Source organism: Micromonospora sp. NPDC047793 (genome assembly GCF_040642635.1).
Lineage (GTDB): Bacteria > Actinomycetota > Actinomycetes > Mycobacteriales > Micromonosporaceae > Micromonospora.
This window is the reverse complement of record NZ_JBEYSG010000015.1, coordinates 94,465-110,812: the sequence shown is the minus strand read 5'-3', so window position 1 is coordinate 110,812 and position 16,348 is coordinate 94,465. Positions and strand designations below refer to the sequence as shown.

At 71.3% G+C, this 16,348-nt stretch carries 13 protein-coding genes; 7 read left to right on the top strand and 6 right to left on the bottom strand.

Annotated features, from left to right (window positions below):
- Positions 1 to 9 precede the first annotated feature (9 nt).
- From ABZ738_RS24965 to ABZ738_RS24940, 6 genes are read right to left on the bottom strand one after another with little or no spacing between them, the layout of a single operon-like run.
- Complete coding sequence (locus ABZ738_RS24965) at positions 10 to 921, bottom strand: PmoA family protein (RefSeq protein ID WP_357216903.1); 912 nt, start codon at positions 919 to 921, stop codon at positions 10 to 12.
- Positions 918 to 1,547, bottom strand: a complete 630-nt coding sequence (locus ABZ738_RS24960) for a hypothetical protein (RefSeq protein WP_357216900.1) — start codon at positions 1,545 to 1,547, stop codon at positions 918 to 920. The genes ABZ738_RS24965 and ABZ738_RS24960 overlap by 4 nt, the downstream gene beginning before the upstream one ends.
- Positions 1,531 to 2,415, bottom strand: coding sequence for a carbohydrate ABC transporter permease (locus ABZ738_RS24955; protein WP_176094442.1), 885 nt, complete (start codon positions 2,413 to 2,415; stop codon positions 1,531 to 1,533). The genes ABZ738_RS24960 and ABZ738_RS24955 overlap by 17 nt, the downstream gene beginning before the upstream one ends.
- Complete coding sequence (locus ABZ738_RS24950) at positions 2,415 to 3,398, bottom strand: sugar ABC transporter permease (protein WP_131056866.1); 984 nt, start codon at positions 3,396 to 3,398, stop codon at positions 2,415 to 2,417. The genes ABZ738_RS24955 and ABZ738_RS24950 overlap by 1 nt, the downstream gene beginning before the upstream one ends.
- Before the next feature lie 31 nt (positions 3,399 to 3,429).
- Positions 3,430 to 4,773, bottom strand: coding sequence for an extracellular solute-binding protein (locus tag ABZ738_RS24945; protein WP_357216896.1), 1,344 nt, complete (start codon positions 4,771 to 4,773; stop codon positions 3,430 to 3,432).
- 19 nt (positions 4,774 to 4,792) lie between these two features.
- Entirely contained in the window at positions 4,793 to 5,923 is a 1,131-nt protein-coding gene (locus ABZ738_RS24940) for a LacI family DNA-binding transcriptional regulator (RefSeq protein WP_357216893.1), read from the bottom strand.
- A gap of 239 nt (positions 5,924 to 6,162) precedes the next feature.
- On the opposite strand from ABZ738_RS24940, the gene ABZ738_RS24935 reads away from it, so the two are divergent.
- The 7 genes from ABZ738_RS24935 to ABZ738_RS24905 all read left to right on the top strand — a co-directional run bounded on the left by ABZ738_RS24935 (position 6,163) and on the right by ABZ738_RS24905 (position 16,182).
- Positions 6,163 to 7,491 carry a Gfo/Idh/MocA family oxidoreductase gene (locus ABZ738_RS24935; RefSeq protein WP_357216890.1) on the top strand — a complete coding sequence of 443 codons (1,329 nt, stop codon included), beginning with the start codon at positions 6,163 to 6,165 and terminating at the stop codon, positions 7,489 to 7,491.
- A 24-nt stretch (positions 7,492 to 7,515) separates the two neighbouring features.
- Positions 7,516 to 8,946, top strand: coding sequence for a glucuronate isomerase (gene uxaC / locus ABZ738_RS24930; protein WP_131056983.1), 1,431 nt, complete (start codon positions 7,516 to 7,518; stop codon positions 8,944 to 8,946).
- Positions 8,943 to 10,244, top strand: coding sequence for an enolase C-terminal domain-like protein (locus ABZ738_RS24925; RefSeq protein WP_131056985.1), 1,302 nt, complete (start codon positions 8,943 to 8,945; stop codon positions 10,242 to 10,244). The genes uxaC and ABZ738_RS24925 overlap by 4 nt, the downstream gene beginning before the upstream one ends.
- The gene (locus tag ABZ738_RS24920; RefSeq protein WP_357216885.1) at positions 10,235 to 11,725 is read left to right on the top strand and encodes a mannitol dehydrogenase family protein; all 1,491 of its coding nucleotides are present in this window, start codon (positions 10,235 to 10,237) and stop codon (positions 11,723 to 11,725) included. The genes ABZ738_RS24925 and ABZ738_RS24920 overlap by 10 nt, the downstream gene beginning before the upstream one ends.
- A gap of 86 nt (positions 11,726 to 11,811) precedes the next feature.
- Entirely contained in the window at positions 11,812 to 12,975 is a 1,164-nt protein-coding gene (locus ABZ738_RS24915; protein WP_357216882.1) for a Gfo/Idh/MocA family oxidoreductase, read from the top strand.
- Between the two features lie 211 nt (positions 12,976 to 13,186).
- Positions 13,187 to 14,548, top strand: a complete 1,362-nt coding sequence (locus ABZ738_RS24910) for a pectate lyase (RefSeq protein WP_357216993.1) — start codon at positions 13,187 to 13,189, stop codon at positions 14,546 to 14,548.
- 71 nt (positions 14,549 to 14,619) lie between these two features.
- A complete protein-coding gene (locus ABZ738_RS24905; protein ID WP_131057113.1) occupies positions 14,620 to 16,182 on the top strand; it encodes a pectate lyase in 1,563 nt (520 codons plus the stop codon).
- Positions 16,183 to 16,348: the final 166 nt, after the last annotated feature.

The following is a 16,348-nucleotide window of genomic DNA, read 5'->3' as shown; positions in this document are numbered from 1 at the left end:
CGGGCGTCCCTAGGACGCGCCGCCGACCAGCGCGGCAGCGGTGGCGCGATCCAGCGCACCGTCGGCGACGACGACCCGATAGCGGCCGTGCCGGCTGGAGCCGGCCGGGATCGTCACGGTCTCCTCGAACGCGAACGCCACGCAGACCCCCGGGTACATCGAGGTCCGCACGAACCACCGGTCGCCGGGCCCGAGGCCGCTGAAGACCAGGGTGTACGCCGCCCCGCCCGGCGCCCGAGCCCGCATCGCCACCCACGGTTCGTCGCCGCCGTTGACCTGTTCCTCGCCGGTCGACGAGTCGCTGAAGACCTCGGGCTGCCCGTCCGCCACGGCACGCCAGAAGAAGCCGCCGTAGCCGGCCCCGCCGGGGCGGCCGTTGGTCGCCGGGCTGCCCAGTGTCACGTCCCGGTCGGCGGGGGCGGTGAGGGTGCTGGTCACCTCCAGCCGCCAGGCACCCTCGGGGCCCGTGTCGGACATCCCGTCCGCGGGGGCGGGCAGCGCCAAGGCGGTGAGGGTACGCCGCTCGGTGAGCAGCACCGCACCGGACGGGTCACCCCAGTGCAGCCGATGGTCGAGGCGGTCGTCCGCCCGGTGTTCCCAGCCGGCGTGCACGATCCGGCCGTGGTCGCCCCGCCAGGTGTAGCCGACGTCGCGGACGTAGGTGCGTCCACCCCAGAGGTTGGTGCCGTCGACGTCCTGCACGGCCAGCGAGGCGCCGAGGTGCCAGACGTGGTCGGCCGGGAGCGCGTCGGTGACCGGGGTGCCGGCCAGGGTGCGTACCGGGTGCAGGTAGGGCCGGGGGCCGTGGGTGACGTCGAGGTCGGGCGCGAGCACGTACCGGGCGACCGGTGTGCCGGCGACGACCAGGTGCGGATCGTCGTCGGCGGTGGGCGTACCGGCGACCGGGTCGGCGGTGGTCACGACAGCTCCGCCTCGACGACCGACCGGCGGCGGGCCACGGCGTGCACGGCGGCCAGCGCGTACCCGGCGAGGATCGGCACCGCGACCGGGGTGACCAGCACGCCGAGCAGCGCGGCGACCACGCTGGTGCCGGCCAGCGCGGCCCAGTGCGCGGGGTGGTCGAGGCAGGCCCGGGCGGCCCGGCTGGCGGCCGACCGCCAGCCGGTGCCGCCGGTGCGGCCCACCTCGACCACGACCGCGGCGGTGTACCCGAGCAGGCCCGCCGCGACGACGGTGGTGACGCTCAACGCCAGCGCCCCGCCGGGCACCCGGCCGGTGGCCAGCGCCACCAGGTCGGCGGCGAGCAGGCCCACGGCGACGAGCCCGAGGAGCGCCACCGGCAGGCCCGGCAGCAGGCCCCGGCCGAACCGGGACAGCGTCTGCCGGGCCGTCGGCCAACTGCCGGTGGCGAGCCAGTCGTGCACGGCGGCGCTGGCGGTGCCGACCGAGGCGCCGGCGGTCAGCACCGGCAGCGCGGTGAGCACCGTCAGGATGCCGACCAGCGCCAGGTCGGCGGCGTCGCGGACGGTGTCCCGCCAGTCACGGCGCGGCGGGCGCCGATGGTCGTCGTCAGCCCTTGAGTCCACTGGTGTTGATCCCCTCGACGAGCATCCGTTGGAAGGCCACGAAGAACACGAAGACCGGCAGCAGGGACAGCACCGACATGGCGAACATCGGCCCCACCGCGCTCTGGCTGGTCGAGTCGATGAACAGGGTCAGCGCCACCGGCACCGTGTAGTCGCTCAGGCTGGACAGGAAGACCAGTTGCCGGAAGAAGTCGTTCCAGGTCCAGATGAACGAGAAGATCGCGGTGGTGACCAGCGCGGGCCGGCTCAGCGGCAGGATGACGTGCCGGAAGATGCCGAACGCGTTGGCGCCGTCGATCCGGGCGGCCTCGTCCAGTTCGCGCGGGATGCTCCGCATGAACTGCACCATCAGGAAGACGAAGAACGCCTCGGTGGCCAGGAACTGCGGGATCAGCAGGGGTAGGTACGGCCAGTCGCCGCCGACCAGGCCGAGGCTGCGGAACAGGATGTACTGCGGCACGATCAGCACGTGCCCCGGCAGCAGCAGGGTGCCGATCATGACGGCGAACCACATCCCGCGCAGCCGGAACTTCAGCCGGGCGAAGGCGTACGCGGCCAGCAGGCAGCTCACCCCGTTGCCGACCACGGTCAGCAGGCTGACCATGGCGCTGTTGAAGAAGAACCGGCCGAAGCCGACGTCGAAGTTGGTCCACCCGTTGGTGTAGTTGCCCGGGGTGAACGTCTCCGGCAGCAGCCCGATGTTGTTGACGATCTCCTGCTGCGACTTGAACGACGTGCCGATCATCCAGATCAGCGGGTAGAGCACCACCGCGACGATGGCCAGCAGCACGATCAGCCGCAGCCAGGAGCGGCTGCGCGGGCGTTGCGGGCGGGTCGCCACGGGTGGCGCCACGGTGCTCGCCACCATCAGCGGTCCTCCCCGTCGGAGTAGTGCACCCAGAACCGGCCGGTGCTGAAGAAGACGACCGTGATGAGGGCGATGGCGATCAGGAACACCCAGGCCATCGCGGAGGCGTAGCCCATCTCCAGGTCGGTGAAGCCGGTGATGTAGAGGTTCAGCGTGTACATCAGGGTCGAGTCGACCGGGCCGCCGGTGCCGTTGCTGAGCACGAACGCGGCGGTGAAGCCCTGGAACCCGTTGATGGTCTCCAGCACCAGGTTGAAGAAGATCACCGGGGAGAGCATCGGCAGCGTCACGTTGACGAACTTCCGGAACGCGCCGGCACCGTCCACCGACGCGGCCTCGTACAGCTCGGTCGGCACCTGCTTGAGCCCGGCCAGGAAGATCACCATCGGTGCGCCGAACTGCCAGATGGCCAGCACCATCAGGGTCTCCAGGGCCCAGTCCGGGTCGTTGACCCAGGGCTTGCCCTCGATGCCGAACAGCGCCAGGAAGGAGTTGAACGCCCCCTCCCGATTGAACATGTTCACCCAGACGATGGCCAGCGCCACGCTGCCGCCGAGCAGCGACGGCAGATAGAACAGGCCCCGGAACAGTCCGACCCCGCGCCAGGCCCGGTTGAGCAGCAGCGCCACGCCGAGGGCGGCGGCCAGTTTCAGCGGTACGGCGATGAGCGCGAAGCTGAGCGTGACCCGGACCGAGTGCCACCACGACGGATCGCTGGTGAACATCCGTTCGTAGTTGGCCAGCCCGACCCACTCCACCTCGGACCAGGGGGTGAGGATGTCGTAGTTGGTGAAGCTGAGGTAGAGCGACAACAGCATGGGCATCGCGGTGATGGCCATCAGACCGATGAGCCAGGGCGACAGGAAGACGTAACCGGCCAGACCTTCCCCGTGCCGGATCCGTCCGGTCCCGCGCCGGGTGGCGTCGGGCCGGACGGATCCGGTGCCGCGGCGGGTCGGGTCGGGCGCCGTGGTCAGGGCCACGAACTGCTCCTCTCCGGGTTTCGCGGCGGCGTCAGGAGGCGATCGCTGCCTTGCTGGCCTCGACGAACTGCGCCGCGGCCTCGGCGGGGGTGGCCCGCCCGTACTGGGCGTTCTCGGCGGCCTTGATCAGTTCGGCGCGGACCTTGCTGTGGCCCTTGATCGGCACCTGCGGCGCCTCGCCGAACGTCTCGGCCAGGGTGTTCTCGACCTCGATGGACTGCTTCATCGCCGGGTCGGTGGTGTCGTCACTGACCACGCGGCGCAGGTCCATGTTGGAGGGCAGACCTCGGTCGGTGCCGAGCAGCTTGACCGCCTCCGGGTCGTTGGCCAGGAAGTTGATCACGTCCACCGCGACGTCGGCGTTCTTGCTGCCCCGGAAGACCGACCAGTACATCGAGGCGCGGGCCCACTGGGCGCTCGGGTCACCCGGGTACGCGACGACGCCCAGCTCGTCGGCGGTGTTCTTCTTCAGCTCCGGCATCTGGTTGACCCAGACCCAGGAGGTGCCCGACTTGCCGGTCACCACGAGCTGCTTGGTGATGTCGGTGGCGTTGCCCTCGTGGATGATGTCCGGGGTCGGGGTGGCGCCCCGGTCCCGCGCGCCCTTCCACAGCTCGAACCACCTGGTCACGTCCTCGGCGGTGAAGCCCAGGTCGGTGCCGGCGTAGAGGTCCTTGCCCTGCTGACGCAGCCAGACCCAGAACGCCTTGTAGTCGGCGCTCGGGTCCTGGGTGCCGGGGACACCGGCCTTCTTGCTGACCTGCTCGGCCCAGGCGATGTGCTCCTCCCAGCTCATCCCGGTGGTCGGCTCGGGCAGCCCGTTCTTGGTCAGCAGCGTCTTGTTGTAGACCAGTCCCTGGGTGTTCTCCCCGGCGGCCAGGCCGGCGAGCTTGCCGTCGACCTCGCCGTACTGGAGCAGGCTGGGCGGGAACTTGCTGGTGTCCAGGTCGCCGGAGTCCGCGTACTTCTTCAGGTCCAGGGTGGCGTTGCGGGCGGCGTACTCGGCGAGGAAGTTGTCGTCGATCTGGAAGATGTCCGGCGGGTTGCCACCGGCGGTGAGCGTGGCCAGCTTGTCGAAGTAGCCCTGGTTGGCCTGCCAGACCTTCTCGAACGTGACGTCCGGGTTCTTCGTGGTGTAGAGGTCGAGGGCCTGCTCGGTGAGCTGGGCCCGGGCGTCGCCGCCCCACCAGAAGATGGAGAGCTTGACCTTGCCGTCGGAGCCGGCGTCGTCACCGCCGCAGGCGGCGGCCGCGCCGACCAGCGGCAGGGCCACGACCGCGGCGAGCATGCCGCGCAGCAACCGTCGGCGGAGCAGAGGGGTACGGTAGGTGCGCCCGTCGGACGCGTTCGCGGTGGGGTGCGTTGCGGGGTGCATGTGCGCTCACTCCTTGGCGTTAGGAGGCGACGACGTCACCGGCGGCCACGATCGGGCTGCCCGGGTCCGCACGGCGATGCGGGCCCGGGCCTACGGCAGTGGCGCCAGGACGTTCCCGGCCGGCGTGTGGTCCCGGCCCGGTGGAGTCGCGGATGACCAACTCGGTCTGGAGCATTACCTGTGCGGTGGTACGACGGACGCCGACTGTCGCCCCGGCACCGCTGCCCCGGCTGGTACGCGGGAGATCGGTGTCCTGTTGCAGCAACATGTCGACTGCCGTCCGGCCGGCGGCCGCGGTCGGCGTGGCCACCGTCGTCAGTTTGGGGCGGGTGAGCCGGCTCAGGCTGATGTCGTCGACCCCGACGACACTGATCTCCTGCGGCACCCCGACCCCGAGTGCGTCGAGCCCCTCCAGGAGCCCGATCGCGATCAGGTCGTTGTAGGCGAGCACGGCGGTGACGCCGGCCCGGCGGACCGGCTCCGCCTGGGCGAGGCCGCCGTGTTCGGTGGGCGGGTTAGGGCCGAGCACGGTCAGTTCCGCGCCGGCGGTCCGGGCCGCCGCGCTGGCGGCGCGACGGATCTCCCGGCTGGTCCATGAGCCGCGCGGTCCACCGAGCAGGGCGATCTGCCGGTGACCGAGGCCCACGAGGTGCTCGATGGCGGTCCGTGCGCCCTGCCCGACGTCCATCAGGACGCAGGGCAGACCCGCCAGTTGGCGGTTGACCACGACCAGCGGCACCTCGCGGCTGAGCTGCTCGATCAGGCTGTTGCTCATCCGGGGGCTGCACAGCAGCACGCCGTCGACCTGCTTGGCCAGGGCGTGCACCAGTTCCTCCTCCGCGGCCGCGTCCTCGTTCGTGTCGGCGACGAAGACGTGGTAGTCGCGGTGGCGGGCCTGGCTCTCCGCCGCCTTGATCAGCGGCGGGAAGAACGGGTTGGCGATGTCGGCGATGATCAGGCCGATGTTGTGCGTCCGGCCGGTGATGAGGGCCCGGGCGGCCCGGTTCGGCCGGTAGCCCAGGTCCTCGGCGCAGGCCAGCACCCGCACCCGGGTCTCCGGGTTGACCAGGTGGGGCGCGGAGAAGGTGCGGGAGACGGTGGAGATGTGCACGCCGGAGGCCCGTGCGACGTCCCGGATGGTGACTGGCACTCAGGCCCCCTTCATCGATGTGTGTCGGCGGTCACGGGTGTCGCCAATTAATGCAAACGGTTGCTCCACTGTCAACGGCACTTGATTACAGCTCTGTTTCGGACGGGCTCTCGCCATGCACTCCAAACCCCATGAATAGGGTCAAACGACGCCGATTCTCGGCCGCTCGTTGACTCTGACCAATCGATCGTGGTTACTTCACTGCAAAGGTTTGCATAAAGATCGAGGAGGATCGGTCTGTGTCACCGCAACCCGGCAAGCGTGCCCGGTACGCCGTCGTCGGCACCGGCGCCCGCGCCGAGATGTTCGTCCGGGCCCTGGTCCGCGACCACGCGGACACCGCCGAACTGGTCGCGTTCGCCGACGTCAACCAGGCCCGGATGGACGCCCACAACCGATGGCTCGGCGAGCTGGGCCACGCTCGGCTGCCGACGTACCACGCCGACGACTTCACCACCATGCTGGCCGAGGAACGTGTCGACGTGGTGCTGGTGACCTCGGTCGACGTCACCCACGACACGTACGTGGTGGCCGCGCTGGACGCCGGCTGTGACGTGGTCACCGAGAAACCGATGACCACCGACGCGGCCCGCTGCCACCGCATCCTCGACGCGGTACGCCGCACCGGGCGACGGGTGACGGTGGCGTTCAACTACCGCTACAACCCCTTGCACGAACAGATGCGACGGCTGCTCGCCGAGGGCGCGGTCGGCGAGATCGGCTCGGTGCACTTCGAGTGGCTGCTCGACGTTCGCCACGGCGCCGACTACTTCCGACGCTGGCACCGCGACAAGGCCAGCTCCGGCGGGCTGATGGTGCACAAGGCCAGCCACCACTTCGACCTGGTCAACTGGTGGCTCGACGCCACCCCGGTGCAGGTGTACGCCGCCGGCCGACTGTTCTTCTACGGCGACGACGGCCGCCGGCACGGCTACGCCCGCGACTACGACCGGGCGCACGCCGCCCCCGCCGCCGCCGACGACCCGTTCGCGCTGCGCCTGGCCGAGCACCCCCGGCTGCGCGAGCTGTACCTCGACGCCGAGGCCGCCGACGGCTACCACCGCGACCGCAACGTCTTCGCCCCCGGCGTGACCATCGAGGACGACATGGCGGTGCTGGCCACCTACTCCAGCGGCGCGACGATGACCTACCACCTCACCGCGTACGCACCGTGGGAGGGCTACCGGGTGATGGTCAACGGCAGCCGGGGCCGGCTGGAACTGGAGGTCACCGAGAGCGAGTTCGTCAGCCCGGCCGCCGCCGGTGCGCTCAAGGGTGCCGCCCTGCACGGCACCGAGGCCGCCGCCGAGGGCGGTCAGGCCACGCTGACCCTGCGCCCCTTCTGGTCCCCGCCCCGACGCATCGAGGTCGACGGGTACACCCGGCACGGCCACGGCGGTGCGGACGCCCGGATGACCCAGGTGCTCTTCGGCGGCGTACCCGATCCGCTGGATCGCGCGGCCAGCGCCCGCGACGGCGCGCTGGCCCTGCTCACCGGTCTGGCCGCCAACCGGTCCTTCGACACCGGCGCCCCCGTGCGGGTCGCCGACCTGCTCACCCTCGACTGACCTCGACCCCAGGAGCCGAACCCCGTGCCCACCTCGACCCGTCCCGACCTGCTGTTACCCGCCGAGCCCGGCCAACGTGCCCTGGCCCGCGAGCTGTACGCGCTGGTGGCGCGGCTGCCCATCATCTCGCCGCACGGGCACGTCGACCCGGGGCTGCTCGCCGACGACCAGCCGTTCCCCGACCCGTCCCGGCTGCTCATCGTGCCCGACCACTACCTGACCCGGATGCTGTTCAGCCAGGGGGTGCTCCCGGCCGAGCTGGGCGTGCCCACCCGTGACGGCAGCCCGGTGGAGACCGACGGGCGGCGGATCTGGCGGCGCTTCGCCGAGCACTGGCACCTGTTCCGGGGCACCCCGTCCCGGCTCTGGCTGGAGCAGACCCTCACCGAGGTCTTCGGCCTGGACACCCGGCTGTCGCCGCAGACCGCCGACGACGTGTACGACGCCCTCGCCGCCCGCCTCGCCGAGCCGGACTTCCGGCCCCGGGCACTGTTCGAGCGGTTCAACATCGAGGTGCTGGCCACCACCGAGTCGCCCCTGGACGACCTTGGTCGGCACGCCAAGCTCGCCGCCGACGGGTGGGGAGGTCCGGGCGGCCGGGTGGTCACCACCTTCCGGCCGGACAACGTGGTGGACCTGGAGTTCGAGGACTGGTCGGCCAACGTCGACCGGCTCGGCGAGATCACCGGCGAGGACACCGGCACGTACCAGGGCTATCTGGCCGCGCTGCGCGCCCGCCGGGAGGCGTTCATCGCCGCCGGTGCCACCTCGTCGGACCACGGGCACCTCACCGCCCGCACCCTGGACCTCGGCGCGGACGCGGCGGCGCTGTTCGACCGGGCCCGCCGGGGCCGGGCCGAACCGGGCGACACCGAGGCGTTCCAGGCCCACATGCTGCTGGAGTTCGCCCGGATGTCGCTGGACGACGGGCTGGTCATGCAGTTGCACCCGGGGGCGGTGCGCAACCACAACCGGTGGCTGCACGCCCGGCACGGGCGCGACGTGGGCGGTGACGTCCCGCAGGTCACCGAGTTCGTGCACGCGCTGGCTCCGCTGCTGGACGCGTACGGCAACGACCCCCGGCTGCGGGTGGTGCTCTACACGCTCGACGAGGACACCTTCACCCGGGAACTGGCACCGCTGGCCGGCGGGTACGCCGCCCTGGTGCTCGGCGCGCCCTGGTGGTTCCTGGACTCCCCCGAGGTGCTGCGCCGGTTCCGCGAGACGGTCACCGAGACGGCCGGCTTCTACAACACCGCCGGGTTCGTCGACGACACCCGCGCGTTCTGTTCCATTCCGGTACGCCACGACGTGGCCCGCCGCATCGACGCCGGTTTCCTGGCCCGGCTGGTCGCCGAGCACCGGCTGCCCATGGACGAGGCCGCCGAGACCATCGTCGACCTGGCGTACCGGCTGCCGAAGCAGGTCTTCAAGTTCGGAGAGAAGCAAGCATGACGACCATCACCGACGTGACCGTGCACGACGTGCGGTTCCCGACCGCCGCCAGCGGCGACGGCTCCGACGCGATCAACCGGGGTGACTACTCGGCCACCTACGTGGAGCTGCACACCGACGACGGTCCGACCGGCGCCGGGTTCACCTTCACCAACGGTCGCGGCAACGAGATCACCTGCGCCGCCGTGCGGGCCCTCGCCCACCACGTGCGGGGACGCACGGTGGAGGAGATCACCGCCGAGCCGGTGGCGTTCTGGCGCTCGCTCGTCGCCGACGTGCAGTTGCGCTGGCTCGGCCCGGAGAAGGGGGTCATCCACATGGCCACCGGCGCGCTGGTCAACGCCGTGTGGGACCTGCGCGCCAAGCTCGCCGGCAAGCCGATGTGGCGCTACCTGGCCGAGCTGTCCACCGAGGAACTGGTGGCCAACGTCGACTTCCGGCACATCACCGACGCGCTCACCCCGGACGACGCCGCCGCCATCCTCGACAAGGGGCGTGACGGCCTCGGCGACCGGCTGGCCCTGCTGGAGCGGGACGGCTTCCCCTCGTACACCACGTCGGTGGGCTGGCTGGGTTACCCGGACGACAAGGTCCGGGCGTTGACCCGGGACGCGTACGCGCAGGGGTGGCGGGCGATGAAGATGAAGGTCGGCGGCCCGCCCGAGGACGACCTGCGGCGGGCCCGGATCATCCGGGCCGAGATCGGCCCGGACGCGCTGCTGATGATGGACGCCAACCAGGTGTGGGACGTCGACGAGGCGATCACCAACATGACGGCGCTGGCCGAGGTCGACCCGTACTGGATCGAGGAGCCGACGCACGCCGACGACGTCCTGGGGCACGCCCGCATCGCCCGCGCGATGACCGAGCTGACCGGCGGCCGATGCCGGGTCGCCACCGGCGAGGTGGCCGCCAACAAGGTCATCTTCAAGCAGTTGTTGCAGGCCGAGGCGATCGGCGTGATGCAGATCGACGCCTGCCGGGTGGCCGGGGTCAACGAGGTGCTCGCCGAGATCCTGCTCGCCGCGAAGTTCGGCGTACCGATCTGCCCGCACGCGGGCGGCGTCGGGCTCTGCGAGTACGTCCAGCACCTGGCGATCTTCGACTACCTGCGGGTGGGCACCAGCCTGGACGGCCGGATGGTGGAGTACGTCGACCACCTGCACGAACACTTCGTCGACCCGGTACGCACCCGCGACGGGCGGTACCTGCTGCCGACCGAGCCGGGCTACAGCGCCACCATGCGTCCCGAGTCGATCGCCACCTTCCGCTTCCCGGACGGCCCGACGTGGCGGTGACCGTGGGCGCGTCCCGACTCGATCTGGGCGCCCTGCGCCGACTACCGGTGCAGTCCCGTCCCCTGATCCGTCCGGGCACCGTGCCGGCCGGCGTGGTGCACCTCGGGCTCGGCGCGTTCCACCGCGCCCACCAGGCCGTCTACACCGAGCAGGCGCTCGCGTCGGCCGGGGGTGACTGGGGCATCGTCGGTGTCGCTCCGCGCAACGCGGATCTGGTGCGGACACTGACCGCGCAGGACAACCTGTTCAGCGTGAGCACGCTCTCCGCAGACGACCAGCAGACCCGGGTCATCGGGGCACTGGCCGACGTACGGCTGGCCGCCGCCGACCCGGGCGCGATCGTGGCGTTGCTGGCCGACCCGGCGATCCGGGTGGTCACGCTGACGGTGACCGAGAAGGCGTACCAGCTCGATCCGGCGGCCGGGACGCTGCGCCCCGATCCGGAGCTGGTCGCCGACCTGACCAGCGACCGGCCACCGGCCACCGTGCCGGGGCTGCTGGTGCGCGGTCTGCTGGCCCGCGCCGCCGCCGACGCCGGCCCGATCGCGCTGGTCAGCTGCGACAACCTGCCCGCCAACGGCCGCCGGCTGCGCGGCCTGGTCACCCAGGCCCTGGTGTACGCGGGCGCCGGACAGGCCGCGCTGGACTGGGTCCAGGCACAGGTCGGCTTCCCCGGCACCATGGTCGACCGGATCGTGCCGGCCAGCACCGCACAGACCCTCGCCGAGGCCCGCCGGGCGCTCGGTGTCGAGGACCTGGCGGCGGTGGCGGCCGAGCCGTACACCCAGTGGGTGATCGAGGACGACTTCCCCGGTGGGCGGCCCGCCTGGGACCGCGCCGGTGCGGTGCTCTGCGCCGACGCCGGGCCGTGGGAGCGGCTGAAGCTGCGCGGGCTCAACGGGGTGCACTCGGCCGCCGCGTACCTCGGTGCGCTCGCCGGGTGCGAGACGATCGCCGACGCCCTCGTCCTGCCGCACCTGGCGACGGTGCTGCGGCGGCTGATCGCCGAGGACGTGGCGGCCAGCTTCACCCCGCCCGACGGCGTCGACGTGGTCGAGTACGGCGAGCAGGTGCTGGCCCGCTTCGGCAACCCGGCCATCCGGCACCGCACCCTCCAGGTGGCGATGGACGGCTCGCAGAAGCTGCCGCAGCGGATCCTGCACACCATCGCCGACCTGCGCGCGTCCGGCCGCTCCGCCCGATGGGCGGCGTTGGTCGTGGCCGCCTGGATCCGGTTCGCCCAGGGCACCGCCGACGACGGTCGGGCGCTGCCGCTGGACGACCCGCTGGCGGAGCGGATCCGCACCGCCCTGGCCGCCGCACCGCAGACCCCGGCCGGGGCCGTCGACGCGGTCCTCGCTCTCGACGAGGTCGTTCCGCCCGAGGTGGCCGCCGACGCCCAGGTCCGCGCCGACGTCACCGCCTGGCTGACCGACCTGCACCGCCACGGCGTCCCCGCGACCCTGGCCGGTGCCGGATGAGTGAAAGGAAGGGCACCTTCCTAACGCCTCAGGTAGAGCAGGGGTCCCCTGCTAACACCCCGACGGCCGCAACGCCCGCGACGGCCGTGCCACGGGTCGCGCTGGTCGGGGCGAACGGGCACGGGCGCTGGCACCGTCGGGTGCTCGGTCCACTGCACGACGCCGGCCGGCTGCGACTGGTCGCGCTGGTGGACACGCGACCGCTGGACGACGAGCCCGCCGCACCGGTACCCCCCGGCGCCCGGGTCTTCACCGACCACCGCGCCATGCTCTCGGCCGTCGGGCCGGACGTGGTGGTGATCTGCACCCCGCCCCACACCCACCTGCCGATCGCCCGGGACGCGCTGGCCGCCGGTGCCGACCTGCTGTTGGAGAAACCGCCGGTGCTCTGCACCGCCGAGCACGAGGAGTTGGCCGGGGCGCTGGTCAGCACCGGCCGGGTGGCGCAGGTCGGTTTCCAGGCGCTCGGGTCGGCCGCGCTCACCGGGCTGACCGACGCGGTGAGCGCCGGCCGACTGGGTATGGTCACCGGCATCGCCACGGTCGCCGCCTGGCAGCGTCCGGACGCGTACTACGCCCGCTCGCCATGGGCCGGTCGCCGGAGCCTGGACGGGCGACCGGTGCTCGACGGCGCGCTGGCCAACCCGCTGGCGCACGCGGTGATGCAGTGCCTGGCGGTGGCCGAGGCGGTCACCGGTGAGCCGGCGGAGATCGTGGCCGTCGAGGTGGAGCGCTACCGGGTCCGGCCGATCGAGGTCGACGACACCGCCGTGCTGCGGGTACGCCTGCGGCACGGCCCGCCGATCGTGGCCGCGGTGACGCTGGCCGGTGAGGATTTCGTGCCCGGCGAGGTGATCGTCACCGGTGACGCCGGACGGGCCGTGCTGGAGTACCCGACGGACCGGCTGCTGCTGCCCGGCCAGGATCGGGCGCGCGAGGTGCCCGGCCGGCGGGGGCTGTTGGAGAACCTGCTCGACCACCGGGCCGATCCCCGGGTGCCGTTGATCGCGCCGCTGGCCCGGACCGCCCCGTTCACCGCGGTGCTGACCGCGTTGCAGGCGGCACCCGAGCCGACGCTGCTCGGCGACGATCTCGTCGAGGCGGTCGGCGACGGGCCGCAGCGGGTGCTACGGATACCGGGCGTCAACGACGTGCTGCGCCGGGCCGCCGAGAGCGGCGTACTGCCGACCGAGCTGGGCGTGCCGTGGTCGGTCGCTCCGTGGCGGACCGATCCGACCGGAGGAAAATAGGGGGACACCGCAACGCCACTGCAACATCGCCGGTCCGATCAGGACTGAGGACCCCGCGATGACCAGCGGTATCCCGACCGGGGCAGGTCGGGACGATGCCGGCCGAAAGCATTTTCTGCAACAAAACTGCACATCATTAATATTGACCACAATAAAAACACAACCGTAACCTTCGTCACATAGAGAAACAACGACGAGGGAACGGGACGAGCTGATGCACAGAATTGCCGCCGGTGCGGCATTGATCATTCTCACCCTGACCGCCGCACCCACCCCGGCGACGGCGCACCCCGGCCCGACGGGCGGCCCGGACACCCTGTCCGTGCCGGCCCGCCAGATCGGCCGACAGGCGCTGCCGACGAACGACGGCTGGGCGGCGGCCGGACCGGGCACCACCGGCGGCTCCGCCGCCACCGCCGACCAGGTCCACGTGGTCGACAGTCGCCAGGACCTGGTCGCCGCGCTCGGCGGGAACAACGCCACCAACGCGACCAACACCACCCCGAAGATCATCTTCGTCAAGGGCGAGATCGACGGGTTCGAGGACGCCGACGGGCGACTGCTCGACTGCACCGACCTGGCCGACCCCGGGTACTCACTGGACGCCTACCTGGCCGCGTACGACCCGGCGACGTGGGGCCGGGTCGCACCGAGCGGACCGGTGGAGGAGGCCCGGGTCCGGTCGGTGACGAACCAGACCCGGCAGACCCAGATCAACGTCGGCCCGAACACCACCATCGTCGGGCTGCGCGGGGCACGGCTGACCGGCCTCACCCTGATGATCGACCGGGCAACCAACGTCATCGTCCGCAACATCACCTTCGACGACGCCCGGGACTGCTTCCCCGCCTGGTCCCCCACCGACGGCGAGACGGGCAACTGGAACTCCCAGTACGACCTGGTCTCGGTCCGCCGCAGCGAGAACGTCTGGATCGACCACAACACGTTCACCGACGGCGACAACCCCGACAGCGGCCAACCGATCCACTTCGGGCGCCCGTACCAGGTGCACGACGGCGCGTTGGACATCACGCACACGGCGAGCCTGGTCACCGCCTCCTGGAACCGGTTCGACGGGCGGGACAAGCTGATGCTGATCGGCTCCTCCAACACCGTCGGCCCGGACGTCGGCCGACTCAACGTCACCCTGCACCACAACCTGTTCGACGAGGCACTCCAGCGGCTGCCCCGGGTCCGCTTCGGGCAGGTCGACCTCTACAACAACCAGTACCGCCTGACCGGCGACGGTTTCGAGTACGCCATCGGCGTCGGCGTGCAGTCCGCCGTGTACGCCGAGAACAACCACTTCACGCTCGGCGCCGGCATCACCGCCGCCGACCTGCTCTACGACTGGAGCGGCACCGCGATCACCACCCGGGGCAACTGGGTGCAGGCCGCCGGCAAGCTACCCCGCCCGGTGGACCTGGTGGCCGCGTACAACGTCGCACACGACCCCGACCTGTCGCCCGACGCCGGCTGGACGCCGACGCTGCGGCACGGACCGGTCCTCCCGGCACCACTGGTGCCCCTCGTCGTCGGCCCGCTCGCCGGAGCCGACCGCCTGCCGCTCTGACCGTCCCTCAGGCGACCCGGCGACCACACCCGGTTGTAGCAGTACCACCACCGATAGGAAGGTAGGCAAGGATGAGACGAACAGTCGCACTGCGACTCCTCGCGGGGCTGTCCGCGACAGCCGTGGGCGCCGCGGTCTGCGTGACCCTGGTGACCCCCCAGGCGTCCGCCGCTGTCGGCAGCGCCACCGGCTTCGCGACCCGCAACGGCGGCACCACCGGCGGCGCGGGCGGCCAGACGGTACGCGCCACCACCGGCACCCAGATCCACGCGGCCCTCTGCAACCGGGCCAGCAGCAGCACCCCGATCACCATCCAGGTGGAGGGGACCATCAACCACGGCAACACCACCAAGGTGTCCGGGTCGAGCTGCAACACCGCCGCCGACGTGATCGAGCTCAAGCAGATCAGCAACGTCACCATCCTCGGGGTGGGCAACGGCGCCGTCTTCGACCAGCTCGGCATCCACATCCGCGAGGCCCGCAACATCATCATCCAGAACGTGACGGTGCGGAACGTCAAGAAGTCCGGCTCGCCCACCTCCAACGGCGGTGACGCGATCGGCATGGAGAGCGGCGTCCGCAACGTCTGGGTCGACCACGTCACCCTGGAGGCGTCGGGCGGCGAGTCGGAGGGCTTCGACGGCCTCTTCGACATGAAGAACGACACGCAGTACGTGACGCTGTCGTACAGCATCCTGCGCAACTCGGGTCGTGGCGGCCTGATCGGCTCCAGCGAGAGCGACCGCTCGAACGGCTTCGTCACGTTCCACAACAACCTGTACGAGAACCTCGACTCGCGGGTGCCCCTGCTGCGCGGCGGGGTGGCCCACATCTACAACAACCACTACCTGCGGATCAACGAGTCCGGCATCAACTCGCGGGCCGGCGGGCAGGCCAAGGTGGAGAACAACTACTTCCAGAACGCCAAGGACGTGCTCGGCACGTTCTACACGAGCGAGGCCGGCTACTGGCAGGTCAGCGGCAACACCTTCGACAACGTGACCTGGTCCAGCCGGAGCGGCGACAACAACCCGGCCGGTCCCAACCCGACGTCCAACACCAGCGTCAGCATCCCCTACTCGTACCGGATGGACGCGGCGAGCTGCGTGCCGACCATCGTGCGGGACACGGCCGGCGCCAACAAGGGCATCCGGACGTCGAACGGCAACTGCACGCCGACGAACCCGACGACCAGCCCCACCCCGGGGCCGACCAGCCCGACGCCCGGACCGACCACCAGCCCCACCCCCGGGCCGACGAACCCGCCGAGCGGCACCAACCTGAGCATCGGCGCCGGCTCCGACGGTTCCAGCAAGGCCAGCGGCACCAGCTACGGCGACGTCCGGGACGGCAACATGAGCACCGCCTGGTCGCCGTCGGGCGCCACGGGCTCCATCTCGATCAAGTGGGATTCCGCCAAGACGATCTCCCGGATCAACATCCGTGAGGCGTCCGGCTCCGTGGGCAACATCCGTGGCTGGCGGGTCATCAACCACGGCAACGGGGCCGTACTCGCCTCCGGCACCACCGCCGGTGTGATCAGCTTCGCCTCGACCTCGCTCAGCAAGGTCACCTTCGAGATCACCAGTTCCAGCAGTACGCCGAGGGTCGCCGAGTTCGAGACGTACGCCTGACAACCGACCGCCACGTGGGCGGGAGCCGTCGACGGCTCCCGCCCACCGCCGTCTCCACCCGGTGCCGCCACGCGGCTGCCGCGCTGCCGCGCTGGTGTGCTGGTGTGCTGCCGGTAATCGCCGCCACCACTCCCCTCGCTGGCCCCTTTGCTCTGCTTCAACCGAC

Bases quoted from the DNA above. Each gene is read 5' to 3' on its own strand.
- ABZ738_RS24945 (WP_357216896.1), bottom strand. From the start codon at position 4,773: ATGCACCCCGCAACGCACCCCACCGCGAACGCGTCCGACGGGCGCACC.
- ABZ738_RS24955 (WP_176094442.1), bottom strand. From the start codon at position 2,415: ATGGTGGCGAGCACCGTGGCGCCACCCGTGGCGACCCGCCCGCAACGC.
- ABZ738_RS24925 (WP_131056985.1), top strand. From the start codon at position 8,943: ATGACGACCATCACCGACGTGACCGTGCACGACGTGCGGTTCCCGACC.
- ABZ738_RS24905 (WP_131057113.1), top strand. From the start codon at position 14,620: ATGAGACGAACAGTCGCACTGCGACTCCTCGCGGGGCTGTCCGCGACA.